The organism is Citrobacter sp. Cf125 (genome assembly GCF_030333935.1).
In the GTDB taxonomy this organism is placed as follows: Bacteria; Pseudomonadota; Gammaproteobacteria; order Enterobacterales; family Enterobacteriaceae; genus Citrobacter; species Citrobacter freundii.
Window position 1 is genome coordinate 150,435 of record NZ_JAOWEY010000016.1, and the last position, 16,682, is coordinate 167,116.

A 16,682-nucleotide genomic window follows, 5' to 3' on the forward strand; every position below is an offset into this window, starting at 1 on the left:
CACCATGTCATCTATGCCACTCTGCGCCGCTCATCATCCTATGCCGGATTTCAACGGCGACGCTATCGCCCAATATATGCGCACCGATTTTATTACTCTGCCGGACCATCTCAGCGTGAACGGCGCTCGCGAGTACTTTGTCTCCCAACTCACAACGGATGACATCCCAGGCCAGGTCTTTGTTGTGGCCGGAAAAGCGCTGCGCGGGGTGTTATCCATCAAGCGCTTATTGCAGGAAAAAGATACGTCGCTGAACATCAACCATCTTACGGACAGCTGTTTATTTCATGTAAAGCCTGATGATGAACGGGCGCAGGTCGTTGCCGAGTTAGCCGAACGCGAAGTCGATCTGGTTGCTGTCGTTGAGAGAGGTGAGCTGGTCGGTTGTCTGATGGAAAAAGAGATCGCTCATCTACAGGAAGATGATGTTACCGAAGACGTTCAGCTTCAGGGCGCCACGCTACCGCTGGAAAAACCCTATCTGGAAATTAGTCCGTGGACATTGTGGAAAAAGCGTTCGGTCTGGCTCCTGCTGCTGTTTGTCGCAGAAGCCTATACCAGCAGCGTGCTTCAGCATTTTGAAGAGGCGCTGGAATCCGCAATTGCCCTGGCCTTTTTTATTCCGCTATTAATTGGTACTGGCGGCAACAGCGGTACGCAGATCACTTCGACGCTGGTACGTTCAATGGCGCTGGGAGAAGTGCGGCTGCGCGATATGGGCCGGGTGATCCGCAAAGAAGTTTCAACTTCGCTGCTGATCGCTCTGACGCTGGGCCTGGCAGGGTGCTTACGCGCGTGGATGATGGGCATCGGCATGGAAATCACGCTGATCGTCAGCCTGACGCTGGTTTGCATTACGCTGTGGAGCGCCGTGGTGTCATCAGTGATCCCCATGGTGCTCAAGCGTATCGGCATTGATCCCGCCGTGGTTTCGGCCCCGTTTATCGCCACGCTTATCGACGGTACCGGGTTAATTATCTACTTTAAAATCGCCCAGCACTTTCTTGGTCTGAACTAATGATAACGCCCGGCAGCTCAGGTTGTCGGGCGTCACAGTCAGGCTGGCGCTAAATCTTGCGCACACGCCCAGGCGCTCGACCATGCCCACTGGAAGTTATAGCCTCCCAACCAGCCGGTAACGTCCATCACTTCGCCGATAAAATAGAGTCCCGGCACTTTACGTGCTTCCATCGTGCGCGATGAAAGCTCATTGGTATCAACGCCGCCCAGTGTGACTTCAGCGGTACGATACCCTTCCGTACCGTTCGGCTGCACCCGCCAATCGGTCAGCGTCTCAACCAGCGTTTGTTGATCACGCACATTAAGCTGTTTCAGCGAGACGTCCGGGATTTGCCCTAACTGCTGTAAACATTCCACCAGCCGTTTTGGCAACTGCATAGCAAGCGTATTCTTTAAGCTCTGATTAGGGTGGGCGCTGCGTTGGTCATCGAGGAAGCTCGCAAGGTCAACATCCGGCAACAAATTAATGCTGACAAATTCGCCTGGCTGCCAAAAACTGGAAATCTGCAGTACGGCCGGACCAGAAAGCCCGCGGTGCGTAAAGAGCAGATTTTCACGAAAGACGGTGCCGTCCTCGGCGGTGATAACGGAAGAAACGGACACGCCAGAGAGCACCTGAAGCTGCTCCAGCAGTGGCTTATGCAACGTAAAGGGCACCAGTCCTGCGCGCGTTGGCAATACGTTCAGACCGAACTGTTCGGCAATTTTATAACCAAACGGCGTTGCCCCCAGACCCGGCATAGAGAGACCACCGGAGGCAATAACCAGCTTTTTCGTGCCCACGGTCATCCCGTTCAATTCGAGAATGAAATCATCACCCTCTCGCTCGACGCTCAGGACTTCGCTACGTAACCGCATAGTTACGTTACCTTTTTCACACTCGTCTACCAGCATATCGACAATTTGCTGTGCGGAATCATCGCAGAACAGCTGGCCTAGCGTTTTTTCGTGCCAGGCAATACCGTGTTTGCCCACCAGGTCGATAAAATCCCACTGCGTGTAACGCGCCAGCGCCGATTTGCAAAAATGAGGGTTTTGGCTCAAATAGGCGGCAGGCTCGACATAAAGATTGGTAAAGTTGCAGCGTCCCCCGCCAGACATGAGAATCTTACGCCCCGGCTTTTTACCATTATCAATCAGCAGTACGCGACTACCTGCTTGTCCTGCCTGCGCGGCACAAAACATACCCGCTGCGCCAGCGCCTATAATAACGGTATCAAACCTTTCCACGTTGCGATCCTCTCTAAAAAGCGGGTGTGAATTGTAAAGATTCCTCAGTGGTCGCACCAGCACCAAACTACCGATAAAGGGTATTTAACTGAAATATATAGGATAATTCTTTAGTGGTGTAAAACAAAGCAGGAGACAAATCAAAAAAACTCTATATTTCACTTTGCCCGCGCCGCCAAAGTCACTGATAATGCGCCGCGTTCATGTCCTCAAAATGGCGTAACGTCCTATGCTACATTTGTTTGCTGGCCTGGATTTACATACCGGGCTTTTACTATTGCTTGCTCTGGCTTTTGTGCTGTTCTACGAAGCGATTAACGGCTTCCATGATACAGCCAATGCTGTCGCAACCGTGATCTATACCCGTGCAATGCGTTCGCAATTGGCGGTGGTCATGGCTGCGGTGTTCAACTTCTTTGGTGTTTTGCTGGGCGGTCTCAGCGTGGCGTATGCCATCGTGCATATGCTGCCAACGGATCTGCTGCTCAATATGGGATCGTCACATGGCCTCGCCATGGTGTTCTCCATGCTGCTGGCGGCAATTATCTGGAACCTGGGTACCTGGTACTTTGGTTTGCCTGCATCCAGCTCCCACACGCTAATTGGCGCCATTATCGGTATTGGTTTAACCAATGCGCTGATGACCGGCACTTCTGTGGTAGATGCACTTAACATTCCGAAAGTTATCGGTATTTTTGCCTCGCTTATCATCTCGCCGATTGTCGGCCTGGTGGTTGCAGGTGGTCTTATTTTCATTCTGCGTCGCTACTGGAGCGGTACGAAAAAACGTGCCCGTATCCACCTGACGCCAGCAGAACGTGAAAAGAAAGACGGTAAGAAAAAGCCGCCGTTCTGGACCCGTATTGCCCTAATCCTCTCCGCTATCGGCGTGGCGTTCTCTCATGGCGCTAACGACGGGCAGAAAGGCATTGGTCTGGTGATGCTGGTGCTGATTGGCGTAGCGCCTGCAGGCTTCGTGGTGAATATGAATGCTTCCGGTTACGAGATTACCCGTACCCGTGATGCCATCAATAACGTCGAAGTCTTCTTCCAGCAGCGTCCTGACCTCCTTAAACAGGCCACAGGCGTAGACCAGTTGATTCCGTCCCCGACGGACGCGGCACCAGCGACGACGACAGAGTTCCATTGCCACCCGGCGAATACCATCAACGCGCTGGAACGTGCGAAAGGTATGCTGGCGAACCTGGAAACCTACGACAAGTTAAGCGTCGAACAGCGCGGTCAACTGCGTCGCATTATGCTGTGCATCTCTGATACCACCGATAAAGTGGTGAAACTGCCTGGCGTAAGCACTGACGATCAGCGTCTGCTGAAGAAACTGAAAGCTGACATGCTGAGCACCATTGAGTACGCGCCTATCTGGATCATTATGGCCGTCGCACTGGCGCTGGGCATTGGTACCATGATCGGCTGGCGTCGCGTAGCCACCACCATTGGTGAGAAAATCGGTAAGAAAGGCATGACCTATGCCCAGGGGATGTCGGCACAGATGACCGCCGCAGTCTCTATCGGTCTCGCCAGTTACACCGGTATGCCCGTTTCCACCACCCACGTTCTCTCCTCTTCCGTTGCGGGGACGATGGTTGTTGATGGCGGCGGTTTACAGCGTAAAACGGTGACCAGCATTCTGATGGCCTGGGTCTTCACCCTGCCAGCCGCAATTCTTCTTTCCGGCGGGCTTTACTGGCTCTCTCTGAAGCTTATCTAAGCGAATGCACGGTAAAAAAGCGGGTCAGTTTTCTGACCCGATTTTTTTGTATCTGTCGTTGGCATCAGTGCCAGATAATCAGCGCAACCATGCTGATTAGCACCAGGCCACATAGCGCGCTGGTGAGGATGAACTGACCGCGAACCCGCTCACAGCGGCGAATAAACTCATCATCATGATGATCGCGGTAACGCTGAGCGTAGATATACCACACCAGACGCATCTGCTTGTTCGGTTGCCCATGCGAGGTAAAAAAGCCCCCACCATCTACATACTGGTAAAGCAATGGATCGCAACCACGAAGTACCACTAACAGTGCGCGTAGCGAAGAAAAATAGCGCGCCATATTAACAATGCAAACGACACATAAAGCCCAGAACAATGCAATGGTGCTTATCATACCTCCTCCCCGGCGACCCGCCCACGGAACTCCTTTCCGGGACTACCGCTCCCCGATACCCTGCCAAACCATTCAGTGAAGAGTACAGCCGAACCGTTCGTATTAGTATCACGCATCCGAACGCCTCTCTAGATAGTGTAGGAGATTAGTTAATTTTTTTGCCAGAAGGTTAATCGCTATCAATGCAATTAACTAAAAAATTTGTTTAACTGCTTGGCAAGCAAGGCGGATTGACGGATTATCCTGGTCGCTATAATGTAAGGATAGTCCTTATATGGTACGTTTTTACGACTGGGCTAGCCCCGCGCGCAAGGTTCGCAGGATGCGGATGACGCGGCGGCAGGTAAACGCCAGCAGGCTAGTCATCGACAACTTATGGAAGGAGTAACACTATGGCTTATAAACACATTCTTATCGCGGTTGATCTTTCTCCGGAAAGCAAAGTTCTGGTTGAAAAAGCGGTCTCTATGGCGCGGCCTTACAATGCTAAAGTCTCCCTTATCCACGTTGACGTAAACTATTCCGACCTGTACACCGGGCTTATCGACGTGAATCTGGGCGACATGCAGAAACGCATTTCTGAAGAAACCCACCACGCGCTAACCGAGCTTTCCACCAACGCAGGCTACCCTATCACCGAAACCCTGAGCGGTAGCGGCGACCTGGGTCAGGTTCTGGTTGATGCCATCAAAAAATACGACATGGATCTGGTCGTTTGTGGTCACCACCAGGATTTCTGGAGCAAGCTAATGTCCTCCGCGCGCCAACTAATCAACACTGTCCACGTCGACATGTTGATTGTTCCGCTGCGTGACGACGAAGAAGCATAAAACGCTGGCCGTCGGGAGATAACCCGACGCGCTACAAGTCGTTAAGCCTGTAAACGCCCGCCTTTGCGGGCGTTTTTGTTTTTATCATTCAGACACAATTAGTACATCAATCCAACAAATAAATCATAATTAGTGTGATCAACTAATTGGATCGAAAACTATCTCTATAATACTCTACGCCTGCGGCCAATAACCGCAGTCTATAACAAAATAAGACTTTTTCGGCGCGTTTAAGCATACGCGTTCATACTTTTCGGGATGGCTTTGAAAGGCGATGGAATATGAATAAAACTGCACCTACGGGCTTGCTGCAGCAACCTCGTCCGTTCTTCATGATCTTCTTTGTTGAATTATGGGAACGATTTGGCTATTACGGCGTTCAGGGCATCCTGGCGGTATTTTTTGTTAAGCAGCTCGGCTTTTCGCAGGAACAGGCATTTGTCACCTTTGGTGCATTTGCCGCGCTGGTCTACGGCCTGATCTCGATCGGCGGCTACGTCGGCGACCATCTGTTAGGTACCAAGCGCACGCTGGTACTCGGCGCCATTGTGCTGGCGATCGGCTACTTCATGACCGGGATGTCACTGCTTAAGCCCGACCTGATTTTTATTGCTTTGGGTACCATTGCCGTCGGTAATGGGCTGTTTAAAGCCAACCCGGCAAGCCTGCTGTCAAAATGCTATCCACCGAAAGACGCCCGTCTGGACGGTGCTTTCACCCTGTTTTATATGTCGATTAACATCGGTTCACTGCTGTCGTTGTCGCTGGCACCGGTGATTGCCGATAAGTTTGGCTATGCGGTGACCTATAATCTGTGCGGGGCCGGGCTTATTGTCGCGCTGTTGGTCTACTTTGCCTGCCGTGGAATGGTGAAGAATATCGGTTCAGAGCCGGACCATAAGCCGCTGAATTTCCGTAATCTATTCTGCGTGCTGGCCGGAACGGTAGTGATGGTATTTATCTGCGCCTGGCTGATGCACAACGTGCAGATTGCCAACCTGGTGCTGATCGTCCTGTCAATTGCCGTGACGATCATCTTCTTCCGTCAGGCCTTCAAACTGGATAAAACCGGGCGCAACAAAATGTTCGTGGCCTTTATCCTGATGCTGGAAGCGGTGGTGTTCTACGTCCTGTACGCGCAGATGCCAACTTCACTGAACTTCTTTGCTATCAATAACGTGCACCATGAAATTCTTGGTTTCGCCATCAACCCGGTAAGCTTCCAGGCGCTGAACCCGTTCTGGGTGGTACTGGCGAGTCCGGTACTGGCCGCAATCTATACCCGTCTGGGCAACAAAGGTAAAGACCTGACCATGCCGATGAAGTTTACGCTCGGTATGTTCCTGTGCTCGCTGGGTTTCCTGACCGCCGCTGCAGCCGGAATGTGGTTTGCCGATGCGCAGGGGCTGACGTCGCCGTGGTTTATCGTGCTGGTGTATCTGTTCCAGAGCCTGGGTGAACTGCTGATTAGCGCCCTGGGGCTGGCTATGGTCGCCGCTCTCGTGCCACAACACCTGATGGGCTTTATTCTCGGGATGTGGTTCCTGACCCAGGCAGCAGCCTTCCTGATGGGGGGTTATGTCGCGACGTTCACCGCCGTACCAGAGAACATCACCGACCCGCTGCAAACGCTGCCTATCTATACCAACGTCTTCAGTAAGATTGGTCTGGTGACCCTGGCCGTAACGGTTGTGATGGCGATTATGGTGCCATGGCTGAACCGCATGATTAATACGCCGAGCACCGAGCAATAACCTTCAGTGCCGGATGGCGGCTATTGCCCTATCCGGCATTTTCACTCACTACCCTTTACGCGCGTCTATCCACTCCTGCACTTCCACCACAAAGGTGTCCGGCGCTTTGCGGTACATTTTGCGCGCCAAGTCCAGAATCGTATGCTGACCGAGCGCTTCTTCCATCCGCTGCTGGGCCATGTCCATTACCGAACGCACACCACAAATGCCTTCACAGGCCCACTCTGGTGGATGCTCCTCAAATACCGCCAACCGCTGGCGAATTTCACGACATTCAAAGATGCGCTTATCACCATCAATAGCATTCACCACATCCAGCACAGTGATGTGTTCAGCAGGTTTAGCTAACTGGAAACCACCGCCCTTGCCTTCAATGCTGCGCACCAGACCCGCTTTGGACAGACGGGTGAAAATTTTTGCCAGATAGTCATATGGCACACTTTGCAGTTCGGCAATTTCCCGCACGCTCATATCCCGCGCGTCGCCCTTACTGTCGACCATACACATCAGGCTATGAATGCCGTACTCAACCCCAGAACTGTAGAATGCCATTCTCTTATCTCAGTCAAAATTAATCTGAGTTTATTGTAGCTTTTTCGTTTCACTCATTCCAGACAGCAAAGTAACCCCTCTTCACAATAAAACTTTAAATACATATTTATCAAATAGATAATAAAAAACCCTCACCCTTTGAGGCAAAAAGGATCTCAATCGCATTGCAATTCATAACTACGACAAATAAAATCCGAGTAAATAACTCGTAGTCACCAGTGAGAAAACTCCAATGCGTAAACAAATTCTGATCGTGGGCGCCGGCTTTGCCGGTATGTGGGCAGCATTAAGCGCCGCACGACTGGCGGATAAACATCAGCAGGCCATTGATATTACAGTAATTGCGCCACAGCCAGAGCTGCGTGTCCGCCCACGTTTTTATGAAAGCGCCGTTCATACGCTGGTCGCACCACTGCAACCGCTGTTTGACGTTACCGGCGTCAACTTCCTGCAAGGTCACGTCGAGCAAATCCTCCCGGACTCTAAAGAGGTGAGCTGGAAAGATGCCAACGGTGACATTCATCTGCGCCGCTACGACCGCCTGGTGCTTGCCAGCGGAAGTCACGTAAACCGCGACGCCGTCACCGGTGCCGCCGAGCACGCGTTTGACCTCGACCAACTTGAGAGCGCCGCCGTACTGGAGCAGCACATTAACGATCTGGCATTACAACCGGAAAGTGAGGCTCGCAATACGGTAGTGGTCTGCGGCGGCGGCTTTACCGGCATTGAAATGGCGCTGGAATTACCAGGTCGTTTGCGCGAAATATTGGGCGCTGATGCTAAGACCAGAGTTGTCGTAGTTGAACGCGGTGCTCAGCCGGGCGGACGCTGGAGCCAGGAATTACGTGACGTGATTATCGAAGCCTCTGCTGAACTGGGTGTCGAGTGGCTGGTCAATGCAGAAGTAGAGTGCGTGGATGCCTCTGGCGTCACGCTAAAAGATGGACAGGTGATTTCTTCCCAGACAGTTATCTGGACCGTCGGCGTTCAGGCTAATAGCCTGACAGCACAGATTAACGCCCCGCGCGATCGCCAGGGCCGTCTGCATGTCAATGCCAATCTACAGGTTGTGGGTCACGATGATATCTACGCCACTGGCGATGTAGCCTACGCCGCCACCGACGACAAAGGCAATCATGCGCTGATGACCTGCCAGCACGCCATCTTGCTGGGTAAATTCGCCGGTAATAATGCCGCGGCAGACCTGTTAAACATAACACCACTGCCATATCGTCAGGAAAACTACGTCACCTGCCTGGATCTTGGTGCCTGGGGTGCGGTGTATAGCGAAGGATGGGATCAGCAGGTGAAACTGACGCGCGCAGAAGCGAAAAAGCTGAAGGTGTCGATTGTCAGCGAGCTGATTTACCCGCCGAAGGCGGACCGCGCGGTAGCGTTTGAGATTGCCGATCCGCTGGCACCGTTTGTTTAACCCGTGATGCCGGATGCGGCTACCGCCTTATCCGGCCTACTAACGGCACCGAGCTGTAGACCCGATAAGGGCACTATAGCTGACCATCTGGCCTATGCCGTTCCCGCATAAATATCGAACCGATGCCCTTTTGTAACTACCGCGTTCGGCGTTGCTACGTCGGCCAGCGGCGGCGCGTAGTCCGGACGCTTCACCACCACTCGTTTGGTGGCTAACTGACGAGCAGGCTCCAGCAGCCCATCCGCATCCAGATCCGGCCCCACCAGCGACTGAAACACACGCATCTCTTTTTTCACCAGCGCGCTTTTCTGCTTATGCGGGAACATCGGGTCGAGGTACACCACCTGCGGGCGCGGCGTGATATCGGTTAACGCCGTCAGGCTCGACGCGTGAATCAACTGCAAACGCTCCTGCAGCCACGGACCGATTTCCGGGTCGGCATACCCGCGCGCCAGGCCATCGTCAAGCAGCGCAGCAACCACCGGGTTTCGTTCCAGCATTCGTACGCGACAGCCTACCGAGGCCAGTACAAACGCATCGCGCCCCAGCCCTGCGGTTGCATCGACCACATCCGGCAGGTAATCGCCTTTAATGCCGACCGCCTTCGCCACCGCTTCACCGCGGCCACCGCCAAATTTGCGCCGATGGGCCATCGCACCGCCCACGAAATCCACGAAGATACCGCCGAGTTTAGGTTCGTCACGTTTGCGCAGTTCCAGATGTGCTGTCGTCATCACCAGCGCCATCAGGTTATCTTCATCGTGTTCCAGTCCCCAGCGGGCGGCCAGAACAGATAAGGCGCCGTCTCCGGCGCCTGTTTCATCAATTAAGCAGATTTTCAATTCCGCTTTACCCTAAATAATTCGAGTTGCATCAAGACAACAAGTGAAGGAATCCCTGGGAACGTACAAATAGTACGTGACCAGGGTGAGTGAGCGCAGTTGCCGAAGAGGCAGCTTGAAGTATGACGGGTAAATCAGCCTTTAATCCCGTAATGCTCCAGCATCGCATCCAGCTGTGGCTCGCGGCCACGGAAGCGTTTGAACAGTTCCATCGGCTCTTCAGAACCGCCACGGGTGAGGATGTTATCGAGGAACGATTGTCCGGTTTGACGGTTGAAAATCCCTTCATCTTCGAAGCGAGAGAAGGCATCTGCCGCCAGCACGTCGGCCCACAGATAGCTGTAGTAACCCGCCGCGTAGCCACCAGCAAAAATGTGGCTGAAGGCATGTGGGAAGCGGCCCCAGGTTGGGCCCGGCACCACTGCGACCTGTTTTTTAATTTCCGCCAGCGTGTCGAGGATTTTAGCCCCTTGCTGCGGGTTAAATTCCGCGTGCAGACGGAAATCAAACAGACCGAACTCCAGTTGACGCAGAATAAACAGCGCCGCCTGGTAGTTTTTCGCCGCCAGCATTTTATCCAGCAGTTCCTTCGGCAGCGGTTCACCGGTCTCAAAGTGACCAGAGATAAACGCCAACGCTTCCGGCTCCCAACACCAGTTTTCCATAAACTGGCTCGGGAGTTCGACCGCATCCCATGGCACACCGTTGATACCGGAAACGCCCGCGGTTTCGATACGGGTCAGCATATGGTGCAGACCGTGGCCGAACTCGTGGAACAGGGTAATCACTTCATCGTGGGTAAACAGAGCGGGTTTGCCGTTCACCGGACGGTTAAAGTTACAGGTCAGGTAGGCGACCGGTTTTTGCAACGTGCCGTCGGTTTTACGCATCTGGCCGACGCAGTCGTCCATCCACGCCCCGCCGCGTTTATGTTCACGGGCATACAGGTCGAGGTAGAAGCTGCCGCGCAGCTCGTTGTTTTCGTCGTACAGCTCGAAGAAACGAACTTCCGGGTGCCAGACGTCAACATCGGTGCGCTCTTTGGCAGTGATGCCATAAATACGTTTAACCACTTCAAACAGACCGTTAACGGCTTTGTTCTCCGGGAAATAAGGACGAAGCTGCTCGTCACTGATGCTGTAGAGGTGCTGCTTTTGTTTCTCGCTATAGTAGGCGATGTCCCACGGCTGAAGCTCATCAACGCCAAATTCCGCTTTCGCGAAGGCGCGCAACTGGGCCAGCTCTTTCTCACCCTGCGGACGGGCACGTTTCGCCAGATCGGTCAGGAAGTCGAGGACCTGCTGCGGGTTTTCCGCCATTTTGGTAGCCAGAGATTTAAAGGCGTAGCTTTCAAAGCCCAGCAGCTGTGCCAGTTCGTGGCGCAGCGCAAGGATCTCTTCCATTATCGGGCTGTTGTCCCATTTGCCAGCGTTCGGCCCCTGGTCAGACGCGCGCGTGGAGTAAGCGCGATACATCTCTTCACGCAGTCCCTGGTTGTCACAGTAGGTCATCACCGGCAGGTAGCTTGGGATATCCAGCGTTAACAGATAGCCTTCCTGCTCTTTGGCTTCCGCCTGGGCCTTCGCCGCAGCCAGCGCACTTTCCGGCATACCAGCCAGCTCGGCTTCATCGGTGACTAACTTCGTCCACCCCATCGTGGCATCAAGGACGTTATTGCTGTACAAGTTGCCGAGTTCAGACAGACGGGTGGCGATTTCACCATAACGCTGCTGTTTTTCCTTCGGCAGACCAATACCAGAAAGCTCAAAATCGCGCAGCGCGTTATCGACCGCTTTTTTCTGTGCGGTGTTCAGGGTGGCGTAATGATCGCCATCACGCAGGTCGCGGTACGCTTTGTACAGGCCTTCATGTTGTCCAACCCAGGTGCTGTATTCAGACAGCAGCGGCAGCGTTTGTTCGTAGGCTTCACGCAGTTCCGGGCTGTTTTTCACCGAGTTCAGGTGGCTAACAGGAGAGAAAATACGCCCCAGCACATCGTCAACTTCCGCCAACGGCTGGCAGAGATTTTCCCAGGTGTACGGCGCGCCCTGCGCAACCACTCGCTCAACGTTTTCGCGGCAATCGTTCAGCGCCTTAGTGACGGCAGGCACGACATGCTCAGGCTGAATTTTAGAAAACGGCGGCAGTTCGAAGGGAGTCAGCAATGGATTGGTCATTAGCGCGGTCCTGTTGAAAAGAGTGAATGAAGCGCGTATCCGGCGCTGTGCATATTAATTTGTACAATGGGGTTAAGTGTAGAGGATTTCAATGCTAACAGTGACGGAAAGACGCCCGGTGGTGCTGCGCTTACCGGGCCTACGGGTAATCTGTGCCGATCTGCTGTAAACTGTGGCAAATCGTCATTTCAGCGGAATTTCATTACCCATGCTCAGTTATCGCCACAGTTATCACGCAGGCAACCACGCCGACGTCCTGAAACACACCGTCCAGAGCCTGATCATTGAATCGCTCAAAGAGAAAGAAAAACCGTTTCTCTATCTGGACACCCATGCTGGCGCTGGCCGTTATCAGCTGAGCAGTGAGCATGCCGAACGTACCGGTGAATATCTGGAAGGGATCGCCCGTATCTGGCAGCAGGACGATTTGCCTGCCGAACTGGAACCCTACATTGGCGTAGTGCAACATTTCAACCGTAGCGGTCAGTTGCGCTACTACCCGGGCTCTCCGTTAATTGCTCGCCAGCTGCTGCGCGAACAGGATAGCCTGCAATTAACTGAACTGCACCCGAGCGACTTTCCCCTGCTGCGCGGCGAATTCCAGAAAGATGAGCGCGCACGCGTGGCCAAAGCCGATGGTTATCAGCAGCTGAAAGCAAAATTGCCGCCGGTTTCACGTCGTGGGCTGATCCTTATCGATCCACCCTACGAAATCAAAAGCGACTACCAGGCGGTGGTCACCGGTATTAACGAAGGCTACAAGCGTTTCGCGACCGGCACCTATGCGCTGTGGTATCCGGTGGTTCTGCGCCAGCAAATCAAGCGCATGATCCACGATCTCGAAGACACCGGCATCCGCAAAATTCTGCAAATTGAACTGGCAGTGCGCCCGGACAGCGATCAGCGCGGTATGACAGCGTCTGGCATGATTGTGATTAACCCGCCGTGGAAGCTGGAACAGCAGATGAACAACGTTCTGCCGTGGTTGCACAGCAAACTGGTTCCGGCAGGAACCGGTCATACCTCGGTAAGCTGGATCGTGCCGGAGTAATCGCAGCCATCGGTGGAACCTTTTAATATCAGGTATACAATCGCGAATATTTTGGCGGATGGCGTAACGCTTCTCCGCCCTACAATGAACATGAAGGAGCGGTCATGACCAAGCACTATGATTACATCGCTATTGGCGGCGGCAGCGGCGGTATTGCCTCCATTAACCGTGCAGCAATGTATGGCCAGAAATGCGCACTTATTGAAGCCAAAGAGTTAGGCGGAACCTGCGTTAACGTGGGCTGCGTACCAAAGAAAGTGATGTGGCATGCCGCCCAGGTTCGCGAAGCGATCCACATGTACGGGCCGGATTACGGTTTCGACACCACCATCAATAAGTTCGACTGGGATAAACTGATCGCCACGCGTACCGCTTATATCGATCGTATCCATACCTCGTATGACAATGTGCTGGGCAAAAATAATGTCGATGTGATTAAAGGTTTTGCCCGCTTTGTGGATGCCAAAACCATTGAAGTGAACAGTGAAACCATTACTGCCGATCATATTTTGATTGCTACCGGCGGTCGCCCGAGCCATCCGAACATTCCGGGTGTGGAATACGGGATCGACTCCGATGGCTTCTTTGAGCTGCCCGCACTGCCGAAGCGCGTTGCGGTCGTCGGCGCAGGTTACATCGCCGTTGAGCTGGCAGGCGTGATTAACGGCCTGGGTGCCCAAACGCATCTGTTCGTGCGTAAACACGCGCCGCTACGCAGCTTCGACCCGATGATCGTCGACACGCTGGTTGAGGTGATGAACGCCGAAGGCCCGACTCTGCATACTCACGCGATTCCGAAAGCGGTCGTTAAAAACGCTGACGGCAGCCTGACCCTGCAACTGGAAGATGGTCGTAGCGAAACGGTAGATTGCCTGATTTGGGCAATTGGTCGTGAACCAGCCACCGATAACTTCAACCTGGCAGTTACTGGCGTGAAAACCAACGAAAAAGGCTACATCGTCGTTGATAAATTCCAGAACACCAGCGTGCCGGGTATTTATGCCGTCGGCGATAATACCGGCGCCGTAGAGCTGACGCCGGTTGCTGTTGCCGCGGGCCGTCGCCTGTCCGAGCGTCTGTTTAACAACAAACCGGACGAACATCTGGACTACAGCAACATCCCGACCGTGGTCTTCAGCCATCCGCCAATTGGCACCGTCGGCCTGACCGAGCAGCAGGCTCGCGAACAGCACGGCGATGACCAGGTAAAAGTGTATAAATCATCGTTTACCGCGATGTATACCGCTGTCACCACGCACCGTCAGCCGTGCCGCATGAAGCTGGTTTGCGTCGGTCCGGAAGAGAAGATTGTCGGTATTCACGGTATTGGTTTTGGAATGGATGAAATGCTGCAAGGCTTCGCGGTCGCACTGAAAATGGGAGCAACCAAGAAAGACTTTGATAACACCGTTGCGATTCACCCAACGGCAGCAGAAGAGTTCGTTACCATGCGTTAATCGCACTTCATGAGTGTTAAAGGGCAAAGAGGGGTTAGCTCTTTGCCCTTAGTTACGTTTCCGCTATCAGTTCAAAGGTTGCAGCAGATAGCGGATCAGCTCCAGCAACGCGATTAACGCTCCCAGAACGATGATTGCTTTATCAATCACCCGTTTTCTCCATCAGATGGAGTGAGAATGCACCCGCTTACTCATCCATTGCCTGTCACGGGGCATGCTCCATTGTTAGATGATAACTATCTCACCCCGGCCAGAGCATCGGCCAACGGCACCACCCGTTTCGCCGATCAGGACTTAGAAAGCGTTTAGCGCGCGTCCGGAAGGGATAAGTTACAGAGCTAACTGGATAAGTATACAGTTCTTTTAATCGTAACTGCCAGCGCATTCTTGCAATAGTACCGTTAAGGTAATAGGATTGAAGCGTTAGATGATAACTATCTCACTTCGGCCAGAGCCACCAACTCGGGCTGAAGCGTAAAAAAACCGACGTGAAGTCGGTTTTTTTACGTCCGAATCAGGACCAGGGCAAAATCTATTTACCCTGCATATACGGCGTATACACGCCGTTTAAGCTTTCGAGGAACGCCACGATATCGTCGATATCTTCCTGCGGCAGTTCTTTACCCACCTGATAACGCAGCATCAGTTTTACCGCACCGTCGAGCGTAGGCACATCACCTCGATGGAAATAAGGCGCGGTCAGCGCAACGTTACGCAAGCCAGGGACTTTTTGACGCAGCTTGTCACGTAATTCATTAGTGACGTTCATGCGGCCAATATCTGCAGCAGTGACCTCGCCGAAATTAAAGTCCTTTTTCAAACCCAATGGCTCAAATGAACGCCCGCCTAAAATAATACCGCCATGACAGGTCGCGCACTTATTATCTTTAAACAACTGATAGCCATGTTTCTGCTGGGCAGTTAACGCCGCTTCATCGCCGCGTAGCCATTTATCAAACGGCGAATTTGGCGTAATTAGCGTTTTCTCAAACTCAGCAATCGCATCGGTAATATTATCTCCGCTGAATCCCTGCGGATAAACCGCGATAAACTCTTGTTTGAGTTGCGGATCTTTATCCAGTTTCTGAATAATTTCATCCCAGGATTTAGACGCCATCTCGATAGGGTTCAACGGCGGGCCGCCTGCCTGCGCCTGCAATGTTGGTGCTCGACCATCCCAGAATTGTTCCACGTTGAAGACAGAGTTAAATACCGTCGGCGCGTTGATAGGACCAACCGCGCCGCCTACGCCGATTGACGTTTTGCGACCATCTACGCCGCCCGCATTCAGGGCATGGCAGTGCGCGCAAGAAATCGTGCTGTCACCGGAAATACGCGGGTCGTGGTAAAGCGTAAAGCCCAGCGCCACTTTGCGGGCATCGGTCGGAATGCTTTCCGGTATCGGCTGCACAGGCTCGTTACGATGCTGCGCGGCGGTATCGTTACTGGCGTAATACTGCTCGCGCTGTTTCGCAATCCAGCCCAGGATCTCTGCTCGCTCCGTATCGCTTACCTTGCCAGCCCAGTGCAGTGCGGTATAACGCGTCGGCGGCATGGTGTCGTACTGCATCACCCATTCAATTTTATTCAGGTCGCTTTGCGAAACGGGTTTATCTGCGACCAGCGCCGCACGAACGGCCTCAAGATTGAATGATTTGTATCCCAGTTGAATATCGTAATTCATCAACTGCTTAGCGACAGGAAAAGAAGAATAGAAAGGTAATTCAGCTGAAGGCGTGTGACAATAATCGCATCCTTTTTCGCGTAAAAAACCTAATACTTTATTATTTTCTTCCAGCGTAGAGGCCTGAACATCTGCCTGTTTACTACGTTGATTATCGTGATACCACACATAACCGGATAATCCAAAATAACAAATCACGACGCCAGCTATGGCTATCGCGGTAAGACGGGTAATGATTTTCATTATTTTACCCTCACCGTTGTGAGTTATTGTGACCCAGAAAAATTAGAATAATGAGTGCATAGTCTTTATCAGACTTAACCATCATAGAAAGTAAGGGATTTATTATTTTGATAAGTATCAAGCAATTACATGGGGGATAACTATCGATAGAATAGCCTGTGCCTATTACGGAGATAAGCCGTTATGGTTTTCCGTTCACACCTCGTTGCAATCGAATGTTCTGAAAATGAAATATCTTCAGGTCACGGAGAATTTTGAATTCTTCATTATATTCATTGGGA

15 protein-coding genes are annotated in these 16,682 nt (G+C 52.7%); 8 read left to right on the forward strand and 7 right to left on the reverse strand.

Features of this window, described 5'->3' with window-relative positions; all coding sequences use genetic code 11:
• Nucleotides 1-4 precede the first annotated feature (4 nt).
• Nucleotides 5-1,018: a magnesium transporter gene (locus OGV89_RS01875; protein WP_003837796.1), complete on the forward strand. Its 1,014-nt coding sequence runs from the start codon at nt 5-7 to the stop codon at nt 1,016-1,018.
• 38 nt (nt 1,019-1,056) lie between these two features.
• Here the strand turns inward: OGV89_RS01875 and OGV89_RS01880 are convergent, their stop codons facing one another.
• A complete protein-coding gene (locus OGV89_RS01880; protein WP_003837793.1) occupies nt 1,057-2,250 on the reverse strand; it encodes a BaiN/RdsA family NAD(P)/FAD-dependent oxidoreductase in 1,194 nt (397 codons plus the stop codon).
• A gap of 229 nt (nt 2,251-2,479) precedes the next feature.
• Here OGV89_RS01880 and pitA point away from each other — a divergent pair, with 229 nt between their 5' ends.
• The gene (gene pitA, locus OGV89_RS01885; RefSeq protein ID WP_003023373.1) at nt 2,480-3,979 is read left to right on the forward strand and encodes an inorganic phosphate transporter PitA; all 1,500 of its coding nucleotides are present in this window, start codon (nt 2,480-2,482) and stop codon (nt 3,977-3,979) included.
• 64 nt (nt 3,980-4,043) lie between these two features.
• Here pitA and uspB read toward each other — a convergent pair whose 3' ends face one another.
• Nucleotides 4,044-4,379: a universal stress protein UspB gene (gene uspB / locus OGV89_RS01890; protein WP_003023371.1), complete on the reverse strand. Its 336-nt coding sequence runs from the start codon at nt 4,377-4,379 to the stop codon at nt 4,044-4,046.
• A gap of 392 nt (nt 4,380-4,771) precedes the next feature.
• Here uspB and uspA point away from each other — a divergent pair, with 392 nt between their 5' ends.
• Together uspA and dtpB are read left to right on the forward strand one after the other, a co-directional pair.
• Nucleotides 4,772-5,209 carry a universal stress protein UspA gene (gene uspA / locus OGV89_RS01895; RefSeq protein ID WP_003023368.1) on the forward strand — a complete coding sequence of 146 codons (438 nt, stop codon included), beginning with the start codon at nt 4,772-4,774 and terminating at the stop codon, nt 5,207-5,209.
• A gap of 281 nt (nt 5,210-5,490) precedes the next feature.
• Nucleotides 5,491-6,963 carry a dipeptide/tripeptide permease DtpB gene (dtpB, locus tag OGV89_RS01900; RefSeq protein ID WP_003023364.1) on the forward strand — a complete coding sequence of 491 codons (1,473 nt, stop codon included), beginning with the start codon at nt 5,491-5,493 and terminating at the stop codon, nt 6,961-6,963.
• Between the two features lie 48 nt (nt 6,964-7,011).
• On the opposite strand, the gene OGV89_RS01905 is transcribed toward dtpB, so the two are convergent.
• Nucleotides 7,012-7,515, reverse strand: a complete 504-nt coding sequence (locus tag OGV89_RS01905) for an RrF2 family transcriptional regulator (protein WP_003023361.1) — start codon at nt 7,513-7,515, stop codon at nt 7,012-7,014.
• Nucleotides 7,516-7,747: 232 nt separating this feature from the next.
• On the opposite strand from OGV89_RS01905, the gene OGV89_RS01910 reads away from it, so the two are divergent.
• Nucleotides 7,748-8,947: an NAD(P)/FAD-dependent oxidoreductase gene (locus OGV89_RS01910; RefSeq protein WP_003846157.1), complete on the forward strand. Its 1,200-nt coding sequence runs from the start codon at nt 7,748-7,750 to the stop codon at nt 8,945-8,947.
• Nucleotides 8,948-9,039: 92 nt separating this feature from the next.
• On the opposite strand, the gene rsmJ is transcribed toward OGV89_RS01910, so the two are convergent.
• Both rsmJ and prlC read right to left on the reverse strand, forming a co-directional pair.
• Nucleotides 9,040-9,789, reverse strand: a complete 750-nt coding sequence (rsmJ, locus tag OGV89_RS01915; RefSeq protein WP_003837787.1) for a 16S rRNA (guanine(1516)-N(2))-methyltransferase RsmJ — start codon at nt 9,787-9,789, stop codon at nt 9,040-9,042.
• A 134-nt stretch (nt 9,790-9,923) separates the two neighbouring features.
• The gene (gene prlC, locus OGV89_RS01920) at nt 9,924-11,966 is read right to left on the reverse strand and encodes an oligopeptidase A (protein ID WP_286558066.1); all 2,043 of its coding nucleotides are present in this window, start codon (nt 11,964-11,966) and stop codon (nt 9,924-9,926) included.
• A 208-nt stretch (nt 11,967-12,174) separates the two neighbouring features.
• Between prlC and OGV89_RS01925 the strand changes: the two genes are divergently transcribed.
• Both OGV89_RS01925 and gorA read left to right on the forward strand, forming a co-directional pair.
• Complete coding sequence (locus OGV89_RS01925; RefSeq protein ID WP_003023347.1) at nt 12,175-13,017, forward strand: 23S rRNA (adenine(2030)-N(6))-methyltransferase RlmJ; 843 nt, start codon at nt 12,175-12,177, stop codon at nt 13,015-13,017.
• Between the two features lie 104 nt (nt 13,018-13,121).
• On the forward strand, nt 13,122-14,474 hold the full coding sequence (gene gorA / locus OGV89_RS01930; protein WP_200002800.1) for a glutathione-disulfide reductase: 1,353 nt from the start codon (nt 13,122-13,124) through the stop codon (nt 14,472-14,474).
• A 66-nt stretch (nt 14,475-14,540) separates the two neighbouring features.
• On the opposite strand, the gene dinQ is transcribed toward gorA, so the two are convergent.
• Entirely contained in the window at nt 14,541-14,624 is an 84-nt protein-coding gene (gene dinQ / locus OGV89_RS01935) for a damage-inducible type I toxin DinQ (RefSeq protein WP_200002810.1), read from the reverse strand.
• Between the two features lie 27 nt (nt 14,625-14,651).
• Between dinQ and OGV89_RS01940 the strand changes: the two genes are divergently transcribed.
• Nucleotides 14,652-14,783 (forward strand): hypothetical protein, encoded by a 132-nt coding sequence (locus OGV89_RS01940; RefSeq protein ID WP_005122496.1) that lies wholly within the window; start codon nt 14,652-14,654, stop codon nt 14,781-14,783.
• Nucleotides 14,784-15,006: 223 nt separating this feature from the next.
• Here the strand turns inward: OGV89_RS01940 and OGV89_RS01945 are convergent, their stop codons facing one another.
• The gene (locus tag OGV89_RS01945) at nt 15,007-16,401 is read right to left on the reverse strand and encodes a cytochrome-c peroxidase (RefSeq protein ID WP_003837773.1); all 1,395 of its coding nucleotides are present in this window, start codon (nt 16,399-16,401) and stop codon (nt 15,007-15,009) included.
• Between the last annotated feature and the right edge of the window lie 281 nt (nt 16,402-16,682).